General features: G+C 66.8%; 19 protein-coding genes. 13 read left to right on the forward strand and 6 right to left on the reverse strand.

The window, feature by feature from the left end:
- Positions 1–36 precede the first annotated feature (36 nt).
- Positions 37–915, reverse strand: a complete 879-nt coding sequence (locus tag AC1D2L_RS07760; RefSeq protein ID WP_476845277.1) for a GntR family transcriptional regulator — start codon at positions 913–915, stop codon at positions 37–39.
- 83 nt (positions 916–998) lie between these two features.
- On the opposite strand from AC1D2L_RS07760, the gene AC1D2L_RS07765 reads away from it, so the two are divergent.
- Both AC1D2L_RS07765 and AC1D2L_RS07770 read left to right on the forward strand, forming a co-directional pair.
- Positions 999–2,141 carry a C45 family autoproteolytic acyltransferase/hydolase gene (locus tag AC1D2L_RS07765; RefSeq protein ID WP_476845278.1) on the forward strand — a complete coding sequence of 381 codons (1,143 nt, stop codon included), beginning with the start codon at positions 999–1,001 and terminating at the stop codon, positions 2,139–2,141.
- A gap of 46 nt (positions 2,142–2,187) precedes the next feature.
- A complete protein-coding gene (locus tag AC1D2L_RS07770) occupies positions 2,188–3,744 on the forward strand; it encodes an ABC transporter substrate-binding protein (RefSeq protein WP_476845279.1) in 1,557 nt (518 codons plus the stop codon).
- Here AC1D2L_RS07770 and AC1D2L_RS07775 read toward each other — a convergent pair.
- Complete coding sequence (locus tag AC1D2L_RS07775) at positions 3,690–4,391, reverse strand: GntR family transcriptional regulator (protein WP_476845280.1); 702 nt, start codon at positions 4,389–4,391, stop codon at positions 3,690–3,692. The genes AC1D2L_RS07770 and AC1D2L_RS07775 overlap by 55 nt on opposite strands.
- Positions 4,392–4,496: 105 nt before the next feature.
- On the opposite strand from AC1D2L_RS07775, the gene AC1D2L_RS07780 reads away from it, so the two are divergent.
- The 6 genes from AC1D2L_RS07780 (at position 4,497) to ggt (ending at position 12,200) form a co-directional block, all read left to right on the forward strand.
- Complete coding sequence (locus tag AC1D2L_RS07780; protein ID WP_476845281.1) at positions 4,497–5,375, forward strand: alpha/beta hydrolase; 879 nt, start codon at positions 4,497–4,499, stop codon at positions 5,373–5,375.
- Positions 5,376–5,423: 48 nt separating this feature from the next.
- On the forward strand, positions 5,424–6,974 hold the full coding sequence (locus AC1D2L_RS07785; protein WP_476845282.1) for an ABC transporter substrate-binding protein: 1,551 nt from the start codon (positions 5,424–5,426) through the stop codon (positions 6,972–6,974).
- A 36-nt stretch (positions 6,975–7,010) separates the two neighbouring features.
- Entirely contained in the window at positions 7,011–7,955 is a 945-nt protein-coding gene (locus AC1D2L_RS07790) for an ABC transporter permease (protein WP_476845283.1), read from the forward strand.
- The gene (locus tag AC1D2L_RS07795) at positions 7,952–8,770 is read left to right on the forward strand and encodes an ABC transporter permease (RefSeq protein WP_476845284.1); all 819 of its coding nucleotides are present in this window, start codon (positions 7,952–7,954) and stop codon (positions 8,768–8,770) included. Before AC1D2L_RS07790 ends, AC1D2L_RS07795 begins: the two co-directional genes overlap by 4 nt.
- The gene (locus tag AC1D2L_RS07800; protein ID WP_476845285.1) at positions 8,767–10,455 is read left to right on the forward strand and encodes an ABC transporter ATP-binding protein; all 1,689 of its coding nucleotides are present in this window, start codon (positions 8,767–8,769) and stop codon (positions 10,453–10,455) included. The genes AC1D2L_RS07795 and AC1D2L_RS07800 overlap by 4 nt, the downstream gene beginning before the upstream one ends.
- Before the next feature lie 128 nt (positions 10,456–10,583).
- Entirely contained in the window at positions 10,584–12,200 is a 1,617-nt protein-coding gene (gene ggt, locus AC1D2L_RS07805) for a gamma-glutamyltransferase (protein WP_476845286.1), read from the forward strand.
- Positions 12,201–12,203: 3 nt separating this feature from the next.
- Here ggt and AC1D2L_RS07810 read toward each other — a convergent pair whose 3' ends face one another.
- Positions 12,204–12,911, reverse strand: a complete 708-nt coding sequence (locus tag AC1D2L_RS07810) for a hypothetical protein (protein WP_476845287.1) — start codon at positions 12,909–12,911, stop codon at positions 12,204–12,206.
- A gap of 144 nt (positions 12,912–13,055) precedes the next feature.
- On the opposite strand from AC1D2L_RS07810, the gene AC1D2L_RS07815 reads away from it, so the two are divergent.
- Positions 13,056–13,685, forward strand: a complete 630-nt coding sequence (locus AC1D2L_RS07815; RefSeq protein ID WP_476845288.1) for a glutathione S-transferase family protein — start codon at positions 13,056–13,058, stop codon at positions 13,683–13,685.
- Between the two features lie 179 nt (positions 13,686–13,864).
- Positions 13,865–15,064 carry a multidrug effflux MFS transporter gene (locus AC1D2L_RS07820; protein ID WP_476845289.1) on the forward strand — a complete coding sequence of 400 codons (1,200 nt, stop codon included), beginning with the start codon at positions 13,865–13,867 and terminating at the stop codon, positions 15,062–15,064.
- A gap of 215 nt (positions 15,065–15,279) precedes the next feature.
- Here the strand turns inward: AC1D2L_RS07820 and AC1D2L_RS07825 are convergent, their stop codons facing one another.
- Positions 15,280–15,489, reverse strand: a complete 210-nt coding sequence (locus tag AC1D2L_RS07825; RefSeq protein ID WP_054210450.1) for a cold-shock protein — start codon at positions 15,487–15,489, stop codon at positions 15,280–15,282.
- 214 nt (positions 15,490–15,703) lie between these two features.
- On the opposite strand from AC1D2L_RS07825, the gene AC1D2L_RS07830 reads away from it, so the two are divergent.
- Positions 15,704–16,390, forward strand: coding sequence for a fumarylacetoacetate hydrolase family protein (locus AC1D2L_RS07830; RefSeq protein ID WP_476845290.1), 687 nt, complete (start codon positions 15,704–15,706; stop codon positions 16,388–16,390).
- Positions 16,391–16,414: 24 nt separating this feature from the next.
- Positions 16,415–17,344 carry a dihydrodipicolinate synthase family protein gene (locus tag AC1D2L_RS07835; protein WP_476845291.1) on the forward strand — a complete coding sequence of 310 codons (930 nt, stop codon included), beginning with the start codon at positions 16,415–16,417 and terminating at the stop codon, positions 17,342–17,344.
- 57 nt (positions 17,345–17,401) lie between these two features.
- On the opposite strand, the gene AC1D2L_RS07840 is transcribed toward AC1D2L_RS07835, so the two are convergent.
- Complete coding sequence (locus tag AC1D2L_RS07840; RefSeq protein ID WP_476845292.1) at positions 17,402–18,619, reverse strand: TIGR03862 family flavoprotein; 1,218 nt, start codon at positions 18,617–18,619, stop codon at positions 17,402–17,404.
- 172 nt (positions 18,620–18,791) lie between these two features.
- On the opposite strand from AC1D2L_RS07840, the gene AC1D2L_RS07845 reads away from it, so the two are divergent.
- Positions 18,792–19,112: a YnfA family protein gene (locus AC1D2L_RS07845; protein ID WP_476845293.1), complete on the forward strand. Its 321-nt coding sequence runs from the start codon at positions 18,792–18,794 to the stop codon at positions 19,110–19,112.
- Between the two features lie 16 nt (positions 19,113–19,128).
- Here AC1D2L_RS07845 and AC1D2L_RS07850 read toward each other — a convergent pair whose 3' ends face one another.
- Entirely contained in the window at positions 19,129–20,019 is an 891-nt protein-coding gene (locus AC1D2L_RS07850; RefSeq protein WP_476845294.1) for a hypothetical protein, read from the reverse strand.
- Positions 20,020–20,027: the final 8 nt, after the last annotated feature.

Raw genomic sequence — 20,027 nt, forward strand, 5'->3', positions numbered from 1 at the left:
ACGAAAAGACCGTTCGCGGAGCTGCTGGGTGGGCAATCAATCGCCCGAAAGAGCGCGCCGCAACTGGCTGGCCCGCTGCAGATGGCTGCGCATCAGGGCCGAGGCCACCTCGCGCTCGCCGGCGGCGAGATATTCGAGGATCCGCAGATGCTCGGTGGAGTTCACCTCGACCCGCTCCCAGCCGAAGACCCAGTCGTAATTCGAGACGCGGCGCAATTCGTTCTGGCGCCGCACAGCGGAATGAATGAAGCGGTTGCCCGAGGCGGCGGCCAGGCCTTCATGGAAGGCGGCGTTCATCTCGAAGAAGCCGATCGAGGATCCCTCGCGCCAGGGGCGCGACAGCGTCTCCAGGTGCCTGGTCTTCATCTCGGCGATCCAGCTTTCCTCCAGCCTGAAGCCGGGCTCGAGCAGGCCCATCGGCTCGATCAGCAGGCGGAAGCGGTAGCGCTCGTCATGGATGGTGGGATCATGCGGATCGTGCAGGAAGCGCCAGCCATATCCGGGCTTGCGTTCCACCATGTCGAGGTCGGACAGCCGCGCCAGCAGGCGCTGGGCCTCGAGCCGGCCGATCTCGTAGCGCCGCATCACTTCCAGTTCTGAGATCTCGTCCGCGAGGCAGCCGTTCTGGCGATCGCGCGCGATCCGCACCAGCACGACTTCCGCGCCGTCGACCGTGCCGTTCTCGGGCTCCGGCTCGGGGATGGCCAGGAGTTCGACGCCCTTGTTCGGCAGCCGCTGGACCACGCCGCGTTCCGCCAGCACGTCGAAGGCCGCGCGAACCGGCGTGCGCGAGACGCTCAGGCGCTTGGCTGTGCCGCTCTCGTTGAGGCGTGAGCCCGGCGCGAGGTCGTCTTCACGGATCATGCCGAGGATCCGTTCCGCCAGCTCGTGTTGAAGGCGCGTCGGCTGTGACATGAAATACCTTGATCGCTTTAGTTATCGATGAAATACAATATGCGGAGGCGTCATGCCAGACTGATTTTGAGTGGAAGCCTCCGATGGTCGAACCCTGCCCCTTCGTCGATGTCTCCGGTTCGCCCTATGAGCGCGGCCGCCAGCAGGGGGCCGCAGTGCCGTCCCGCGTCAAGCGCTCGATCGAGCTTTACGGTGGCCAACTCGGCGATCTCGGCTTCGACGCTGCCGCGAAGTCCGCGCTGATCGCCGAATTCGCCCGCGAGATCGAGGCGTTCGGCGCACATTACATCGAGGAGATGCGCGGCATCGCCGATGGGGCGGAGGTGGCGTTCGAAGACATCGTCATGGTCAATGCCCGCACCGAGGTCATTGCCAAGGCGAAATTCCTGAAGAGCCAGCCGGTCGGCGAGCACGAGGAACTCGACGATGGCTGCACCGGCGCGATTATCCTCCCCGAGCGCAGCGCCAGCGGCAAGCTGATCCACGGCCAGAACTGGGACTGGAAGTCCGAATGCGCGGAGACCGCGATCGTGCTGCGCGTGCGCCGCGAGGACGGTCCTGACATCCTGACCTTCGTCGAGGCCGGTGGGCTTGCCCGTTGCGGCATGAACTCGGCCGGCATCTCGATCACCGCCAACTACCTGGAATCCGAGCGCGACTTCACGCAAGCAGGCGTTCCGCTTGCCCTGATCCGCCGAAAGGTGCTCGAGCAGGAGCATTTCGCCTATGCGATCAAGGCTGTCGCCGGCACGCCAAAAGCCTGCTCGAACAACATGATGATCTCGACAGTCGCCGGCTTCGGCATCGATTTCGAATGCGCGCCCGACGAGGCCTTCCCGCTCTATCCGAGCAACGGCATGATCGTGCACGCCAATCACTGGGTCGGTGCGGTGGCGCTGTCCAAGCTGCGTGATACCGGCATCCAGCGCGTGCCCGAGAGCTTCTATCGCGACTGGCGCGTCCGCAAGCTGCTCGACGAGGCCGGTGACAAGCTGACTGTCGACGATCTCAAGAACGCGCTGTTCGACGATTTCCTGACGCCGCATTCGGTCTGCCGCCCGGTCCGCCCCAACGACACCGGCAATCTCTCTGCTACCGTCGCCATGGTGATCATGCAGCCCGACAAGGGCATCATGGAGGTCGCGCCGCTGCCCGCGCAGAACCGCGTCTTCACGAGATACAGCCTGACGGAGCAGCCCGTGACCATGGCCCGCGCCGCCGAATGACGCCTGACGACGCCGTCGGAACCACAAAAAACAGATGGGGACTGTGATGAACCGAACGCTGAAATCGACCCTGCTGACCGCCGGCCTTGCGCTGGCGGCCTTGCCGGGCATTGCCGAGGCCGCGACAACGCTGCGCGTGCAGCTGCGCGCCGACATCCGCTCGATCAACCCGGGCGTGAATCGCGACCACAACACCGACGGCATCGTTTTGCATATGGTCGAGGGCCTCGTCGCCTATGGCGAGGATGCCGAGCCCAAGCCGCTGCTGGCTGAGAAGGTCGCGATCTCCGAGGACGGCAAGACCTACAGCTTCACGCTGCGCAAGGGCGTCAAGTTCCATAACGGGGCCGACATGACCTCGGGCGACGTGGTCTGGAGCTGGAACCGCTACATGGATCCGAAGACGGACTGGCGCTGCCTATCCGAGTTCGACGGGCGTGGACTGGTCAAGGTCGAGAGCGTCACGGCTCCGGATGCCGGCACGGTCGTGTTCAAGCTCGACAAGCCGAGCGCGCTGTTCCTGAGCTCGCTCGCCCGCACCGATTGCGGCATGACGGGCGTGATGCACAAGGATTCGGTCAAAGCCGACGGGTCCTTCGACAAGCCGGTCGGGACCGGCCCGTTCAAGTTCGGCGAGTGGAAGCGCGGTGAAGTGATCCGGCTGGAGCGCTTTGCCGGCTACGCTGCCCTGCCCGGCAAGATCGATGGCCTCGCCGGCGCCAAGCGCCCGCTGGTCGACACCGTCGATTTCGTCGTTGTGCCCGATCTCGCCACCGCCAAGGCGGCGCTGCTGCGCGGCGACATCGATGTGCTCCCCGACGCAGCCAACGCCGACATCGCCGAGCTCAAGACGAACGACAAGGTCAAGCTCTCGGTCGTGTCCAGCATGGGCCTGGTCGGCCTGATCATCCAGACCCGCGATCCCGTGATGGGCAACGTCAAGCTGCGCCAGGCGATGGCTGCGGCGCTCGACATTCCGGAACTCGTCGCGGCCGTGACCGACGGCATCGGCGTGCCCAATGCCTCCATCGTGCCGACGCTGTCGGCCTATTACGGCCCGGTACAGAAGCAGGGCATCAAGCACGACGCCGCAGCCGCAAAGAAGCTGCTCGCGGAGTCCGGCTACAAGGGCGAGAAGATCGTCATGATGGCCAACAAGCGCTATCCGCAGAGCTTTGACGCCGCCGTGATCGCCCAGCAGATGCTGAAGACGGCAGGCTTCAACATCGAGATCGAGGTGCTCGAATGGGCGACCCAGCTCGACCGCTACAGCAAGGGCAACTACCAGGTTCAGGCCTTCCCCTATTCGGGGCGCCTCGATCCCGCGCTCAGCTTCGAGTCGGTCACCGGTCCGAAGGCGACCCAGCCGCGCAAGCTCTGGGACAATCCCGAGGTCCAGGCCCTGCTCGACAAGTCGATGGTCATCAGTGACAAGGCCCAGCGCCAGGCGATCTTCGACGAGCTGCACAAGCGCTTCATCGCAGATGTCCCGATGGTGATGCTCTATAACGGCATAGTTGGCGGGGCGGTGGCCAAGCGCGTCAGCGGCTACACCTCGTCGCTGACCTCGCTGCCGCGGCTCTGGGAAGTCTCGGTCGACTGAGGCGAGGCGCTGTCGGGCGCCGTGTCCCTGTCGATATGGCGATGGATCAGCCCCGACAGGGTCCCGGCGTCGCGAGCCCTGATAGCCGCGACCATTTCGTAATGGTCGCGGTCGCTCTCCAGCAGGGACTGGTGCGACGTCCAGACCGTCACGGCTGAACCGCGCGAGCGGTCCCGCAGGCCCCAGATCGTCTCCTCGATCACCGGGTTTCCGCAGAACGAATACATCAGCCGGTGAAAGCTGCGGTTGACCTCGCTCTGGCGGATGCGCGTGCTGTTGTGGATCGCATCCGTGAATGCCTGTGCGAGCTCATCCAGCCGCGCGATGCCGGCCGCATCGATTCCCTCGATGATGCCCGGCGCGGTCGCGGGCTCCAGGATCAGGCGGGTCTGCCGGATGGCGCGATAGGTCGCCATGTCGATCTGCGCGACGCGGTAGCCGCGATTGGGCACATGCTCGATCGTCTTGCGCACGGCCAGCTCGTCGAGCGCGCTGCGCACGTCGAAGCGGGTCGCCTTGAAGGTCTGCTCGAGATCGATCTGGCGCAGCCACTCGCCGGGTCGGAAGGCGCGCAGCTCGATGGCCTCGGCGATCTCGGCGGCGAGCGCGCGTTTCTGTTTCAGCTGGGATTTGGAACGGGTCGTCATGGGGCGTCCCTAGCAGATTTTGACGAATGCATCTGGAGTTGCGGCTCCCTCGATATCATGCAACATAATTGGCGCCAATTGATACGCCAATAGAAGGGCGCGTTTATGACCACGCCGTCAGCTACTGCCTCTGCGCAGCCGGAAGATTCCGCCGCCATCGCCCGCGCGCTCTACGACATGGGCCCGACGCCGGTGATTGCCTGCAAGGCCGATCCGCGCTTCAGCTATTGCCTCTACGTGCCCAAGACGCTCGGCAAGGGCGGCCAGGCTCCCGAGCTAGTCGTCGCCATGCACGGCACCGGCCGCGGCTTCACCGGCTATCGCGATGCCTTCGCGGAGTTCGGTCGCTGGAACAACTGCATCATCCTCGCCCCGCTGTTTCCGATCGGCGTGATGGGCGACGATAATCGCGACGGCTTCAAATACATGCGCGAAGGCACGGTCCGCTACGACCAGGTTCTGATCGCGATGGTCGATGAGGTGGCGCAGCGCTACGGCGCCAAGTTCGACCGCTTCGCGCTGTTCGGCTATTCCGGCGGCGGTCATTTCACCCACCGCTTCCTGATGCTCCAGCCGCAGCGGCTCTGGGCGGCCTCGATCGGCGCGCCGGGCTCGGTGACGCTGCTCGACCCGACCCGCGATTGGTGGGTCGGCACCCGCAACATGGCGGAGCTGTTCGGCGCGAGCCCCGATGTCGAGGCCATGCGCAAGGTGCCGGTGCAGATGATCGTCGGCGCGGCCGATCTCGAGACCTGGGAGATCACCCACAAGCCGGGTGGGCGCAACTGGATGCCTGACGCCAATCATGCCGGCGCCACGCGCCCCGAACGCCTCACGGCCCTGCGCGATTCCTTTGCCGAGGCGGGCATCGCGGCCCAGCTCGATCTGGTGCCCAACATGGCCCATGACGGGCTGCGGGCCGTCCCAAAGGTGCAGGACTTCTTCGCCGGCGTGCTCGCCGAGCGCCGCAAGACGACGGCCTGAGCACCGACCGTGACGTCCAACCAATCAGAAATCAGAGGGAATTTCGCAATGAAGCGCTTGCTTGTCTCCGCTGTCGCATTGGCAGCGTCTGTCGCTGGCCTGTCCGCTCCCGTCGCCGCCCAGTCCGTCACGGTGGCCGTGGCGGCCGATCTGCGCAGCAACAATCCCGGCGTCAATCGCGACGACAACACGGATGATTTCGCCCTGCAGATCGTAGAGGGCCTGGTCGCCTACCGCGAGGACGGCACGGTTGCGCCGCTGCTGGCGGAAACGGTCGAGACCTCGGCCGACGGCCGGACCTACACCTTCAAGCTGCGCGACGGCGTCACCTTCCACAACGGCGCTCCGCTGACCTCTGCGGACGTGCTGTGGAGCTGGAATCGCTACATGGACCCGAAGACCGACTGGCGCTGCCTCTCGGAATTCGACGGCCGCAGCGGCGTCAAGGTCGAGTCCGCCACGGCGCCCGACGCGAAGACCTTCGTGATGGTGATCAACAAGGCCAACGCGCTGTTCCTGGACTCGCTGGCGCGCACGGACTGCGCCATGGTCGGCATCACCCACAAGGATTCCGTCAAGGCCGACGGCAGCTGGGACAAGCCGATCGGCACCGGGCCGTTCAAGTTCGGTGAGTGGAAGCGCGGCGAATACTTCACCATGACCGCGTTTGACGGCTACAAGTCGCCCAAGGGCGACAAGGTCGACGGCTATGTCGGTTCCAAGCGCCCGCTGGTCAAGGATGTGAAGTTCCTGATCGTCAAGGACCCCGCGACGGTGAAGGCGGGCCTCACCTCCGGCGCCATCGACCTCTCCGAGATCCTGCCGAGCGACGTCGAGGAAGTCCGCAAGAACAGCAAGCTCGCCGTCGTCACCGCGCCGACGGCCACGCGCCACGCCTTGCTGATCCAGACGCGCGACCCGGTGATGAGCAACGTCAAGCTGCGCCAGGCCATTGCCGCCTCGCTCGACATGGACGAACTGGTCGCCTCGGCTTCCAACAACCTCGGCGCGCCGAATGCGTCCTTCATCTATTCGCGCTCGGCCTATTTCAGCGACGTCCAGAAGAAGGGCTTCAGCTACGATCCGGCGCGCGCCAAGGCCCTCCTCAAGGAGGCCGGCTACAAGGGCGAGAAGATCTCCCTGATCGCCAACAAGCGCCCCACCGTCCCGAGCTTCCCGACAGCCGTTGTCGCCCAGGCGATGATGCAGGCCGCAGGCATCAATGCCGAGATCGAGGTGCTCGACTGGGCCACCCAGCTCGACCGCTACAGCAAGGGCAACTTCCAGATGCAGTCCTTCTCGTACTCCGCCCGCTTCGACCCCGCGCTGGGCCTCGAGCAGTTCGCGGGTCCCAAGGACAAGCAGCCGCGCAAGGTCTGGGATGATCCGGAAGCACAGGCGCTGATCGACAAGTCCATGGAGATTGCCGACAAGGCGGAGCGCCAGAAGCTGTTCGACACGCTCCACACCAAGATGATCGCCGATGTGCCGCTGATCTTCACCTTCAACGGCGTCGACGCGATCGCCCATAACAAGCGCGTGGTCGGCTTCAAGCCGTGGCAGTCCAAGCTGCGGATGTGGGAAGTCACCGCCAACTGAGCCTCCCGGCACAACCCTAGGACCGGAGACAATCCGATGCTGCGCTTCACGGCGACCCGGATCGCCATGGCACTGCCAACGCTGCTGATCGTGGCGGTGGCGGTGTTCGGGCTGATCCGACTGATCCCGGGCGATCCGGCCGCGCTGATGCTGGGCGATCTCGCGACGCCAGCTAGCCTGGCCGACCTGCGCGCCCGGCTCGGGCTCGACCAGAGCCTGCCGGTGCAGTTCGGCATCTGGTTCGGCAACCTGCTGAGGGGCGATCTCGGCTACTCCATCAACTCGCAGGAGGCGGTGCTGCCGCTGATCCTGTCGCGGTTCTGGATCAGCGCCCAGATCGTGCTGGTCGCGGTGCTGCTGGCGAGCCTGGTCGCCGTTCCAGCCGGCGTCATCGCCGCCTGGAAGCAGGATTCGGCCCTCGATCTCGGGCTGGTGTCGACCGCGACGCTGCTGCTCTCGATCCCGACCTTCTGGCTAGGCCTGCTGCTGCTCCTGTTCTTCGGGCTCAAGCTCGGCTGGCTGCCGGTGGTCGGCTATGTCTCGATCGGGGACGATCCCTGGCGCGGCCTGCTCTACCTCGTCATGCCGATCCTGACGCTGTTCCTGCACGAGATCGGCGTGATCCTGCGCATGGCGCGCGCCTCGACGCTGGAGGTGATGCGGCTCGACTACATCACCCATGCCCGCGCCAAGGGGCTTTCGGAGATGGCGGTGCTCTGGCGCCACGCCTTCAAGAATGCCTTCGGGCCGACCTGGACGCTGATCGGCCTCGTGCTCGGCAATCTCCTTGGCGGCATCGCCGTCGTCGAGACGGTCTTCACCATTCCGGGCCTGGGCCGGCTGCTGGTCGATTCGATCTTCGCCCGCGACTACCCGGTGATCCAGGGCTGCATGCTCTTCGTCGCATTCATCTACGTGCTGGTGAACCTCGTGATCGACCTTTGCTATCCCGTCTTCGACCCGAGGGTGACGGCAGAATGAAACTCCCTGCTCCCAACGCGCTGGTCGGCGGCGCACTCATCGGAACCCTGCTGGCCGTGGCGGGCGTCGGCGCCCTCTGGACGCCCTACGATCCCCTGAAGCTGTCCTTCCGCTACAAGCTCGCCCCGCCCTCGTCGATGTACTGGCTGGGCACCGACGAGTTCGGCCGCGACGTGCTCTCGCGCCTGATGGCAGGCGCTGCGACCTCGGTCTGGATCAGCATCCTCACCGTGGCGCTGGCGGTGGTGATGGGCACCCTCATCGGCCTGTTCTCCGGCTACATGCGGGGCTGGGTCGACCGCGTCATCATGGCCTTCAACGACGCACTGCTGGCTTTCCCCGGCATCCTGCTGGCGCTGGGCCTGCTGGCGGTGGTCGGGGCCAACAAATACGGCATCATCGTCGCGCTCGGCATCGCCTATACGCCGTCCGTGGCGCGCATCGTGCGTGGCACCGTGCTGTCGTTGCGCGAGAAGGAGTTCATCGCGGCCTCGCGGGTCATGGGCAATTCCGAGGCCTTCACCATGGCTCGCCACATCCTGCCCAACTGCATCGCGCCGCTGACCGTTCTGGCGACGTCGATGTTCGGCTATGTGCTGCTCGCCGAGAGCGCGCTCTCCTTCCTCGGTCTTGGCGTGCCGCCGCCGGCGCCGACCTGGGGCAATATGCTGGCCGGTGCGCGGCCCTATATCGGCCAGGCCATGTGGCTCGGCATCTTCCCGGGCCTGTGCATCTCGCTGACGCTGCTCGGCATCAACCTGCTCGGCGACGCGGTGCGCGACCGGCTCGACCCACGGATGAAGGGCCTGCGATGAGCGCCGAAATCTCTGCCGCCGGCGCAGCCCCGCTGCTGGATGTCTCACGCCTGAGCCTGCGGATCGGTGCCTCGGGGCGCACCGTTGTCAACGCGGTCAGCTTCTCCGTCTTTCCAGGCGAGATCGTCGGCATCGTCGGCGAGTCCGGGTCCGGCAAGACCCTGGCGGCGCGTGCGGTGATGGGCTTCATCCCGCCCGCCGTCAGGCTGGTCGGCGGCACCATCAGCTTCGACGGCACCGACGTCATGTCGATGCCGGCCAAGCAGCTGCGTGCAATGCGCGGTGCCCGCGTCGGCATGGTCTTCCAGGAGCCGATGACCTCGCTCAACCCCTCGATGCTGATCGGCAGGCAGCTCGACGAGGGGCTTGCCCTGCATCGTCGCGGTCTCGACGCGCAAGCACGCCGCGCCCTGATCCTCGACATGCTCAAGCGCATCGGCCTGCGCGACCCCGAGGGCGCGCTCACCGCCTATCCGCACCAGTTCTCCGGCGGCATGCGCCAGCGCATCATGCTGGCCTCGGTGATGCTGCTGAAGCCGGCGCTGCTGATCGCCGACGAGCCGACCACGGCGCTCGACGCGGTGGTCCAGCGCGACGTGATGGAGCTGATGGTCGACCTGACCAAGGCCAACAACACCGCCGTGCTGCTGATCTCGCATGATCTCGGCATGGTCGCGCGCTATTGCAGCCGCATCGTCGTGATGTCGCAAGGCGATGTCGTCGAGCAGGGCACGGCCGACGACATCCTGGCGCGGCCGCAGCACCCGTATACCCGCAAGCTCCTGGCGGCGATGCCGCAGCGCCTGCCTGCCCGCGATCTGCCCGAGGCCCCGACCCCGATCGTGGCCGTGCGCGGTCTCGTCGTCGACTATCCCGGCAAGCAGGGCTTCTTTCGCAAGGAGGCGCCCAAGCGTGCGCTGCACGGCATCAGCCTTGAGGTCCAGCCCGGCCAGGTCGTCGCGGTCGTCGGCGGCTCGGGCTCCGGCAAGACCACGCTGGGCCAGACCATCGCCGGGCTGCTGAAGCCCAGCGGCGGCGACATCCTGTTCAACGGCAAGCCGATCTTCCGGAGCGAGACCGCTTACTGGGACTACCGGCTGAACTGCCAGATGGTGTTCCAGGACCCGTATTCCTCGCTCGATCCGCGCATGAAGATCGGCGAGCTCGTGGCCGAGCCGCTGCGGCTGGTCCCCGGGATGAGCGCCGCCGACAAGAAGGCGCGCGTGGCCGAGGTCCTGGCCGAGGTCGGCCTCGCCGACGGCTTTTCGGAGCGCTATCCGCACGAGTTGTCGGGCGGGCAGCGCCAGCGCATCGCGATCGCCCGCGCCGTGGTGCGCAGGCCGTCCTTCGTCATCGCCGACGAGCCGGTGTCGGCGCTCGACGTCACGGTGCGCGCGCAGGTGCTCGAGCTCTTCGCCGAACTCCAGCGCAAGCACGGCTTCTCCTGCCTGTTCATCAGCCATGATCTCGGCGTGGTCGAGCAGGTCGCCGACCGCGTCGTGGTGATGCATGAGGGTCATATCGTCGAGGAGGGTCCGCGCGACCAGATCTTCGACGACCCCCAGCACCCCTACACCCGAAAATTGCTCTCCGCCGTCCCAGGGCTGGAAAGCACGCCCGATGGTGGCGTGCGCCTGTTCTGGCGCCTGGGCGAGCCCGATGTGGTCATGCCGGAATCGGGTTGACGACCTGCCACGTCAGGGTCGGGCTCGACCCGACCATCCCGGAAACCAGTGTCATCTCGTCATGAGATTCTCGGGTCTCCGCTGCGCTCCGCCCGAGAATGACGCGACCGAATGCCAGAGGCTACCCCATGAAGAACGGAATGATCGTCGCGCCGCAGCCGGAAGCCGTCGAGGCCGGGGCTGCCGTTCTGGAACGCGGCGGCAATGCAGTCGACGCCGCTATCGCCTGCGCCTTCATGCAGGGCGTGGTCGATCCCTTGATGTCGGGTATCGGCGGCTTCGGCTCGATGCAGCTCTACATGCCCGGCCGCGGCGTCCACGAGATCGTCGAGTTCTATGCAAAGGCCTCGCTCTCGGCGACTGCGGACATGTGGCTCGACAAGCTCACGGGCCAGTCGCGCGACGGCTTTGCCTTCCTGCTCGAGGGCGGCATCAGCGAATTCGGCCATCTCGCCGCCTGCACGCCGGGCAGCGTCAAGGGCTATGACTTCGCGCTCTCGCGCTACGGCACGATGGACTGGGCCGATGTGATCGCACCTGCGATCGCCCAAGCCCGCTCGGGCGTGATGGTGCGCCCGCACATGCACTGGTTCTGGTCGCAGGACCAGAAGGGCTCGGGCCAGGTCAATACCGCCGACAAGCTGCGCTACAGCAAGACCGGCAGCGATCTCTATTTCCGTCCCGATGGCAGCCTGAAGCGGCCCGGCGACATTATCGTCAACGCCGACATGGCCAATACGCTGGAGCGACTCGCCAAGGGCGGCGCCGACCTGTTCTACAAGGGCGAATTGGCGCAGCAGATCGCAGCCGACTTCGCCGCCCATGGCGGCCTGATCTCGGAGCGCGATCTCGCCAGCTACGAACTCTCGATCGCCCAGCCGATATGGGGCGAGTATCGTGGCCACCGCATCTCGACCAGCCCGCCGCCCGCCAGCGGCATGCTGATGCTCCAGATCCTCAACATGCTGGAGAACTTCGACATCGGCGCGCTGACCCATGGCGGCGTCGAGCATATCCGCCTGCTGGCCGAGGCGATGAAGCGGATGACGATCGACAAGGACCAGCACATGGGCGATCCCGCTTATGTCGACGTGCCCGTCGAGCGGCTGCTCTCCAAGGAGCACGCCGCCGCCCAGGCCGACAGCATCCGGCGCGGCGAACGCGCCGATGTGCGCCGCCTGGAGCGCTCCTCCTCGCGCGAGACCACGCACATCTCGGTGGTCGATGCCCAAGGCAATGCGGTCGCTCTGACCCATACGTTGGGCTCGCCCTCAGGTGCGATCACCGACGGTCTCGGCTTCATGTACAACGGCACGATGAGCCGCTTCGATCCGCGCCCGGGCCGGGCCGCCTCGATCGCTCCGGGCAAGCGCCGCGCCTCATCGGCTGCGCCGACGATCGTCTTCAAGGACGAGAAGCCCTTCATCGTGATGGGTGCGCCGGGCGGCAGTTTTATCGCGCCCGCGATGGCGCAGGGCATCATGAACGTGATCGATTTCGAGATGTCGATGCTGGAGGCCGTCGCTGCGCCGCGCATCGTCGCGGTCTCGAACGCGATCGACATCTCCAACCGCATCCGCCGCAGCGTCAGCGACGAGCTCACGGCGCAGGGCTACGACATCAAGCGCTCGGCCCAGAGCTATCCCTTCGCGGCACTGCACGGCATCCGCATTGATGACGGGCGCTGTTCGGGCGGCGCCGATCCGCAGCGCGACGGCATGGCGATCTCAGTCCCGGCGAGCTGAGGGCTACTTCAGCGCTGCCACGATCAGCAGGAAGACCAGGAGCAAGGCGATCTGCTTCAGGCTCCAGTTGACCCTGCGCAGCATCTCGCTGACGGGTTCTGTCGGCTCTTCGCCGTCCGGGGCAGGCTCGGGCGTCGTGAACTCCGGGGCGGCGCCCCACTCGATCCGCTCGGCGAGCCCGCGCGCAGGCGTGCTGCCGTCGCCGTCCGGCTCCGGCCCCAGGCGCCAGGTCACCGGTCGGTCGGACGGCGCGTCGCGCTCGGCCTCGTCGAGCCAGAGATTGGTGGTGGCGGTGACGCCGAGGCGTCCGGCGCGGCCGCCCTCGACGTCCCGCCGGAGATCCGCAAATATATCCGCCGGCAACCACAGCGTCGCGTGGAACTCCAGCTCCTCCCCACCATGGGCGAGCACCAGCAGGATGCGCGAAGCCGTGCCGCCCGCAGGCAGCGGCCTGACCGTCAGCGGGATTTCGCTTGCATGTTCCGCAAGGCCTGCACGGCTGAGCCCGTCATCTGGCAGCCAGCCACGCCCCGCGATGCGGGTGTCGCTAGCGAAGGCGCCTTCGCGCAGCGCATAGCCGGAGAGCACCTCGAGCCCGATCGCCTCCAGCTTCAGCCGGCGCCCGGGATCCTGGACAAAGCGGGTCGCGAGGCCGGCAATGCTCATCTTGCCGTCACTTTGAGAGACGCGCTGCGGTGTCGACGAATCCATGGGCCCCCACGCCGGTTTCCGGGCGGACGATAGCAGGTCGGCTCGCCGGCGCCAGTCGGGAGCGACGCAGACGCTCGTGCCGGTTCCTGACATAACGGTGCGCCCCGCCACCGCTATGGTGCCTGCGAACCAGGGAGAGCCCGGATGTCGGACGAACTCGTTTTGTATACCCACCCGCAGTCGCGCGGACGCATCGCGCGCTGGATGCTGGAAGAGGTCGGCCAGCCCTACAGGGCGGAGATCGTGGGTTTCGGCCCGCCGATGAAAGGCGACTATCGCGCGATCAACCCGATGGGCAAGGTCCCGGCGATCACGCATGGCGAGACGGTCGTGACCGAATGCGCCGCGATCTGCGCCTATCTCGCCGATGCCTTCCCGCAGGCCGGCCTGGCCCCGGAGCCGACGAGCCGCCTGCGCGCGCCCTATTATCGCTGGATGTTCTTCGCGGCGGGGCCGGTCGAGGCGGCGGTGACCAACCGGGCGCTCGGCGTCACGGTCTCTCCCGAGCGCGAGCGCATGGTCGGCTACGGCAATTTCGGCATGGTCATGGACGCCCTCGAAGGCGCGGTCACGTCCGGCGAGTATATCCTGGGCGACAGATTCAGCGCGGCCGATGTCTATCTGGGCTCGCAGGTCCTGTGGGGGCTGCAGTTCGGCTCGATCGAGAAGCGGCCGGCCTTCGAGGCCTATGGCAAGCGTCTGGCCGCCCGGCCGGCAGCGCTGCGGGCCAATGCCATAGACGACGAACTCGTAGCCCGGCATCAGCCGTCCTGAACCCGGGCCGCGTCCCGTCTGACGCATGACGCGCTGCAGCAAGCTCGGGTTGTCGTGCGTTTTCGGAGCACCTAGACATGATGGCAGGGGCGTTTTCTTTCACCTCCGCCATCGCGCGGGGCGTGCCCGCACAGGCTGACATGACCGAGACCGCAGACTCCACGAAGCCGCGCCACGGCATGAAATTCCGTTCATTCGTGGCCTTGACCGCGGCCATGATGGCGGTGAACGCGCTCGCGATCGACTCGATGCTGCCCGCACTCCCCGAGATCGGCGAGGCGCTCGGCATCGTCGAAGCCAATCAGCGGCAATGGATCGTCACCGCCTATCTGCTCGGCTTCGGTGTGGCGCAGATCGTCTACGGTACGCTGTCGGACCGTTTCGGCCGTCGGCCGGTGCTGCTTCTGGGGCTCGGCTTCTATGTCATAGCCAGCGTCGCGGCGGCGTTTGCCGGTTCCTTCGAGCTGATGATGTGGGCGCGCGTGATGCAGGGCGTCGGGGCGGCTGCGACACGGGTGCTCGCGGTCTCGATCGTGCGCGACTGCTATTCCGGCCGCGACATGGCGCGCGTGATGTCGCTCGCCATGATCGTCTTCCTCGCGGTTCCGATCCTGGCGCCGTCCATCGGCCAGGCGATCCTCTGGGTCGCGCCGTGGCGCTGGATTTTTGGCGTGCTGACGATCTTTGGCGCGTCGGTCCTGATCTGGGCGGGCCTGCGCCTGCCCGAGACGCTGCATGAGGAGGATCGCAAGCCGATCGAGTTCCACAGCGTCGTCGCAGCCTTCCGGACGACGCTGACGACCCGCCTGGCGGTCGGCTACATGCTCGCGATGGCCTTCGTGCTCGGGGGGCTGTTCGGCTTCATCAACTCGGCCCAGCAGATCTTTGGCGATGTCTTCGCCGCGCCCGAACTGTTCACCACCGTCTTCGCGCTGATCGCAGGGTTCATGGCGGTCGCCTCGCTGGTGAACTCGCGGATCGTCGGGCGACTGGGCATGCGCAGGGTCTCCCATACCGCTCTGCTCGGCTATATCGCCTTCACCAGCGTTCATGCGCTGATCGCGATCACCGGACATGAGACGATCTGGATCTTTGCTGCCTTCCAGGGCGCCGCGATGTTCTGCTTCGGCCTGCTCGCCCCGAACTTCGGCGCCATGGCGATGGATCCGCTCGGCCATGTCGCGGGCACGGCATCCTCGGTGCAGGGTTTTGTCACCACCGTCCTGGGCGCGCTGCTGGGTTTCTTTATCGGCCAGCATTTCGACGGCACGGTCGTGCCGCTCACGCTCGGCTTCTCGCTGTGCGGGCTGGTCGCGCTGGGGATCGTGCTGGTGGTGGAAAAGGGCCGGCTGTTCAGGCCGGCGCCAGGCCGCAGCTAGCGGGGCAGTTTGTAGCGGGCTGGCTTTGCATGCGAAGCGCGGGACGGGGGCTTTCCGGACAACCGGTCTAAGCCTTTAGTCTATCCTGCACTTCGACCGCCGCCTCGATGGCGACGGGTATGCCGGGAATCGTCTTCAGTCCGGTGGAGATCGATAGAGATTCGCATTGGCTCGGGAAGCGACGCCGCCGATCGGCCTCCCGCATTCGGCATTTATCAGGCGGTCTTGAGATTGACCGCCGAGGACTTGCCGGTCTTGCGATCGGCTTCGAGATCGTAGCTGATCTTCTGGCCCTCGTTCAGGCCGCGCATGCCGGAACGCTCGACTGCGCTGATATGTACGAACACATCGCTGCCGCCCTGGTCAGGCGTGATGAATCCGTAGCCCTTGGTTTCATTGAACCATTTCACGGTACCCGTGCTCACGTGCTCTTCCTTTTAGTCTCTGTTCAGGCCGGCACATGCCGGCCGGGCGCTAGTGTATGGGGCAAAACGTCTCGGTTGCAATGATGCGGCGCACAATGGTCCGACCAACGACCTGCCGATGACCCAACCGCAGCCCTGACCCGAGCGCGCGGACCCTTGCCCCCGGCGCGCGGCTCCCGCATGAACGGGAGCACGATCACGAGGGATGCCCGCCATGACGAACTACACCATCAATCCGCCCGCCATCACCGCGGTTCCGGTCGCCGGCGGCGGGCTCTTCCCGGTGCGGCGCGTCTTCTGCGTCGGGCGCAACTACGCTGAACATACCCGCGAGATGGGCGGAGATCCCGACCGCGAGGAGCCGTTCTTCTTCATGAAGCCTGCCGACGCCCTGCTGATCAATGGCGGCGACATGCCCTATCCCCCGAAGACCAGCGACCTGCATCACGAGATGGAACTGGTCATCGCGATCGGCACCGGCGGCCACGACATCCCGGAATCCGAGGCGCTGGCCCATGTCTACGGCTATGCGGCCGGGCTCGACATGACCCGCCGCGACCTCCAGGGCGCCGCCAAGAAGGCCGGCAAGCCCTGGGACATGGGCAAGGGCTTCGATTTTTCCGCGCCGATCGGCGAGATCACGCCCGCCAGCCATGCCGGCCACCCGACGGCAGGCAAGATCGAGCTTGTCGTCAATGGCGTCACCCGGCAGAGCTCGGACCTCGCCAAGATGATCTGGAACGTACCGGAGACGATCGCCTACCTGTCGGGCCTGGTCACGCTCGCGCCCGGCGACCTGATCTTTAGCGGTACCCCCGAAGGGGTCGCCGCCGTGGTTAGTGGCGATGTGCTCGAAGGCGAGATCGCCGGCATCGGCAGCGTCCGCACCCGTATCGTCTGAAAACAACACCGAGGATTGCAGATTATGCGCCTGACACCCGACGCCAGCGGCGTCTTCCCGATCGCGCCGACGCCGTTCAACCCGGATGGGTCGGTCGACTGGACCTCAACCGAAAAGCTGTTCGCCTATTACGACGCCATCGGCTCGAACGGCACCACTGTGCTCGGCATCATGGGCGAGGCCCCTAAGCTCGAGCCCGAGGAATCGATCGGCATCGTCAAGCGCGCGGTTGCCGGCATGCCCGGCAAGGCCGTGATCGTCGGCGTCTCGGCGCCGGGCTTTGCCGCCATGCGCTCGCTGGCGCGCCAGTCGATGGAGCTTGGCGCGGCCGCCGTCATGATCGCGCCGCCGCCCTCGCTGCGCACCGACGACCAGATCACCGGCTATTACGCGCAGGCGATCGAGGCGATCGGCTCCGATATCCCCTTCGTGATCCAGGACTATCCGCTGACGCTCTCGGTCATCATGACCCCGGCCGTAATCCGCAAGATCGTCATGGACAACCCGTCCTGCGTGATGCTGAAGCACGAGGACTGGCCGGGTCTGGAGAAGATCTCGACGCTGCGGAAATTCCAGACCGAGGGCTCGCTGCGGCCGATCTCGATCCTCACCGGCAATGGCGGCCTCTTCCTCGATTTCGAGATGGAGCGCGGCGCTGACGGCGCTATGACGGGCTATGCCTTCCCGGAATTGCTGATCGACGTGGTCAGCCTGCAGAAGGCCGGCAAGCGCGATGAGGCGCATGACATCTTCGACGCGCATCTGCCGCTGATGCGCTACGAGCAGCAGCAGGGCGTCGGCCTCGCCGTGCGCAAATACACCATGATGAAGCGCGGCATCCTGGCCAGCGACGCCCAGCGCAAGCCGGGCCCGGGCCTGACCGCCGCCGCCAAGGCCGAGGTCGATTACCTCCTGTCGCGCGTCGCCAGGCACGATCCGCGCGCGAAAATCTGAGCGAGATCGTCGTTCCGGGTTCGCCTTTATGCGGCGCCCCGGAACGACGGTTGAAGCTCAGGACGAAGCGAGCCAGCCCTCGATGCCTGAAGCGGCAGCCACGCCCGTGGCAAAGCTGGCCTGGAGCAGGTAGCCGCCGGTCGGCGCCTCCCAGTCCAGCATCTCGCCGGCAACGAACACGCCGGGCAGCTTTTTCAGCATGAAGCCTGCGTCGACCTCGGCGCCTACGATGCCGCCTGCGGTCGAGATCGCGCGCGCGATCGGCGCCATCCCGGTCAGAAGCAGCGGCACGGACTTGATCAGGCCTGCAAGCGCTGCGGGATCCTGCGGCAGATCGGCGCCAGCGCTCTCGCGCATCACGGCGATCGCAGCCGGCGCAAGCCCGGCCGCCTTGCGCAGATGGTTGCTCAGCGTCTCGCCCTTGCGGCGGTTTGCAAGCCGCTCCACCAGCCGGCCGGTCTCGATGTCGGGACGCAGGTCGAGCGTGATCGCCGCCTTGCCGTCTCGCATGACCGTCTCGCGCAGCGGCCCAGACAACGCATAGACCGCGCCACCCTCGATGCCGTCGGCGTCGATCATCGCCTCGCCGGTGGCCTGCCGCTCGCCATGGCGGATCACGACGCGCTTCAGAGGCGCCCCGGCAAAGCGTTCGCGCATGATCGGCGACCAGTCGACCGTAAAGCCGCCATTGGCCGGCAGCAGCGGCGCGATCTCGACGCCGCGACCGGCGAGCACCGGCGCCCAGCCGCCATCCGAGCCGAGCCTTGGCCAACTCGCGCCGCCCAATGCCAGCAGGGTCGCGTCGGGGCGCAGGCTCTCGATGGCCCCGTCGCGTGTCTGGAAGGCGAGGGCGCCGTCAGCATCCCAGCCGGTCCAGAGCCGGCCGGCGGCGAGCGTGACGCCCAGCGCCTGCAGCCGCTGCAGCCAGGCGCGCAGCAAGGGCGAGGCCTTCATCGCCTCGGGAAAGACGCGCCCGCTCGTGCCGACGAAGCTTTGGGCGCCGAGCTCATCGGCCCAGGCGCGCATCGCGTCGGGCGGGAAGGCGCGGATCGCCGGTTCCAGCCAATCCTGCGCCGCGCGATAGCGCGTCAGGAACAGGTCGAGCGGTTCGGAATGGGTCAGGTTGAGGCCACCGCGGCCCGCAAGCAGGAATTTGCGCGCTGGCGAGGGCATGCGGTCGTAGATCGTGACGCGATGGCCGGCCTGCGCCAGCCGTTCTGCGGCGATCAGGCCAGAGGGGCCTGCGCCGATGATGGCAATGGGCTTGCTCGACATGTTGTCCTTTCACGCCATGCCGCGACGGCCGGGGCGTACTCCGTTGATTGGGCGCGCAGCGATCCAGCCCGTAGCGCGCTACGTGTCCTGGGTTGCTTCGCTTCGCTCGCAATGACGATCTAGTCTCTCACGCGCTGCGGCGGAACCCTTCGGGGCAGGAACAGGACGATCAATGCCGACCTTTGCCGCTTATGTTGCCGCTGCCCTATTCGAGATCGCCGGCTGTTTCGCCTTCTGGGGCTGGTTCAGGCTCGCCAAGCCGATCTGGTGGCTGGTGCCGGGCCTTGCGTCCCTCGCGATCTTCGCCTGGCTGCTGACATTGGTCGAGAGCGCCGCGGCAGGCCGCGCCTACGCCGCCTATGGCGGCATCTACATCGCGGCGTCGCTGGGCTGGCTCTGGGCGGTCGAGGGTTTTCGCCCCGACCGCTGGGACGTTGCCGGTGGACTGGTCTGCCTGCTCGGCGCGACGATCATCATCGCGGCGCCACGCTGATGCCGAGGGCGACGGCTTACTGCGTCGCGGGCGGGTTCAGCGGCAGTGGTTTTGGCGCTGCGGGCCGTGGCCGGGGCTTTGCCGCGAGCTTGGGGTCGCTGGTGATGCCGAGCCGCGCCCGCAGCGAAGCCGCCTTTGCTTCCGTGACCCTGGCGCCGCAGAAGCCGAACTGACCCTCGCGCTGGAACTCGCGGCATGTCAGTTCGCGCTCGGCGGAGAAGCCGGCCTGCTCGCGGGCGATGATCCGCTGCTCGACGGCATCGGCCTTGGCGGTCAGGACCCTGTAGCCCTCGCGCACCGCGCGCTCGGCCGTCCCGCGCGCCTTCTCGATCTCCCGGGCATGCGTGGCGAGCGTGCGCGAATCGGGCCCCCACAGGCCGCGCGGCTCGATCCGGCACTGGGCGGCCTCCACGACGCAAGGCGCGGTCGGCTCGACGACCAGCATGGCGCCGTCGAGCACGTCGAACACGATCGGGCAGATCGAGGCCTCGAGCTTGTAGCGTGGCACTCCGGCGGGGCGGCCGAGCGCAGTCACCGGCAGGGGAGCGTCGCCGAAGGAGATGGCGCAGGGCTCGACCAGGTTGCTGGCCTGAAAGCCCTCCGCCTTGAGCTTGAGGCCGTATCCCGTCGCGGTCTTCTCGAACACGGCCTCGCCGAAGCCGCCATTGCGCCGCAGGACGCGCCCGGTGATGGCGTCCTCGCCCGCGACCTTGATCGACGGCATGGAGGGTTGACGCGGCGCTGCGGGGGCGGTCGGGGCGCCGCCCTGGGGCAATGCCTGCGGCGCGCCGGTCTGGTTGAAGGGCTGCGCGCCGGGCAGTTGCAGAGGCTGGGCGCGAGGCGTCGTCGTGGCGCCGGCCAGGGCCAGCCACGCAAGACAACAGACAAGGCGCAGGTTTCGGTTCACGGCTCGGT

The organism is Allobosea sp. P1_B10, from assembly GCF_056406735.1.

Excerpts from the sequence above, each read along its gene's own strand:
- AC1D2L_RS07820 (WP_476845289.1), top strand. The coding sequence starts at position 13,865 with ATGAAATTCCGTTCATTCGTGGCCTTGACCGCGGCCATGATGGCGGTG.
- AC1D2L_RS07830 (WP_476845290.1), top strand. The coding sequence starts at position 15,704 with ATGACGAACTACACCATCAATCCGCCCGCCATCACCGCGGTTCCGGTC.
- AC1D2L_RS07840 (WP_476845292.1), bottom strand. The coding sequence starts at position 18,619 with ATGTCGAGCAAGCCCATTGCCATCATCGGCGCAGGCCCCTCTGGCCTG.
- AC1D2L_RS07835 (WP_476845291.1), top strand. The coding sequence starts at position 16,415 with ATGCGCCTGACACCCGACGCCAGCGGCGTCTTCCCGATCGCGCCGACG.
- AC1D2L_RS07780 (WP_476845281.1), top strand. The coding sequence starts at position 4,497 with ATGACCACGCCGTCAGCTACTGCCTCTGCGCAGCCGGAAGATTCCGCC.
- AC1D2L_RS07785 (WP_476845282.1), top strand. The coding sequence starts at position 5,424 with ATGAAGCGCTTGCTTGTCTCCGCTGTCGCATTGGCAGCGTCTGTCGCT.
- AC1D2L_RS07795 (WP_476845284.1), top strand. The coding sequence starts at position 7,952 with ATGAAACTCCCTGCTCCCAACGCGCTGGTCGGCGGCGCACTCATCGGA.
- AC1D2L_RS07765 (WP_476845278.1), top strand. The coding sequence starts at position 999 with ATGGTCGAACCCTGCCCCTTCGTCGATGTCTCCGGTTCGCCCTATGAG.
- AC1D2L_RS07800 (WP_476845285.1), top strand. The coding sequence starts at position 8,767 with ATGAGCGCCGAAATCTCTGCCGCCGGCGCAGCCCCGCTGCTGGATGTC.
- AC1D2L_RS07845 (WP_476845293.1), top strand. The coding sequence starts at position 18,792 with ATGCCGACCTTTGCCGCTTATGTTGCCGCTGCCCTATTCGAGATCGCC.
- AC1D2L_RS07775 (WP_476845280.1), bottom strand. The coding sequence starts at position 4,391 with ATGACGACCCGTTCCAAATCCCAGCTGAAACAGAAACGCGCGCTCGCC.
- AC1D2L_RS07790 (WP_476845283.1), top strand. The coding sequence starts at position 7,011 with ATGCTGCGCTTCACGGCGACCCGGATCGCCATGGCACTGCCAACGCTG.
- AC1D2L_RS07760 (WP_476845277.1), bottom strand. The coding sequence starts at position 915 with ATGTCACAGCCGACGCGCCTTCAACACGAGCTGGCGGAACGGATCCTC.
- ggt (WP_476845286.1), top strand. The coding sequence starts at position 10,584 with ATGAAGAACGGAATGATCGTCGCGCCGCAGCCGGAAGCCGTCGAGGCC.
- AC1D2L_RS07810 (WP_476845287.1), bottom strand. The coding sequence starts at position 12,911 with ATGGATTCGTCGACACCGCAGCGCGTCTCTCAAAGTGACGGCAAGATG.
- AC1D2L_RS07770 (WP_476845279.1), top strand. The coding sequence starts at position 2,188 with ATGAACCGAACGCTGAAATCGACCCTGCTGACCGCCGGCCTTGCGCTG.
- AC1D2L_RS07815 (WP_476845288.1), top strand. The coding sequence starts at position 13,056 with ATGTCGGACGAACTCGTTTTGTATACCCACCCGCAGTCGCGCGGACGC.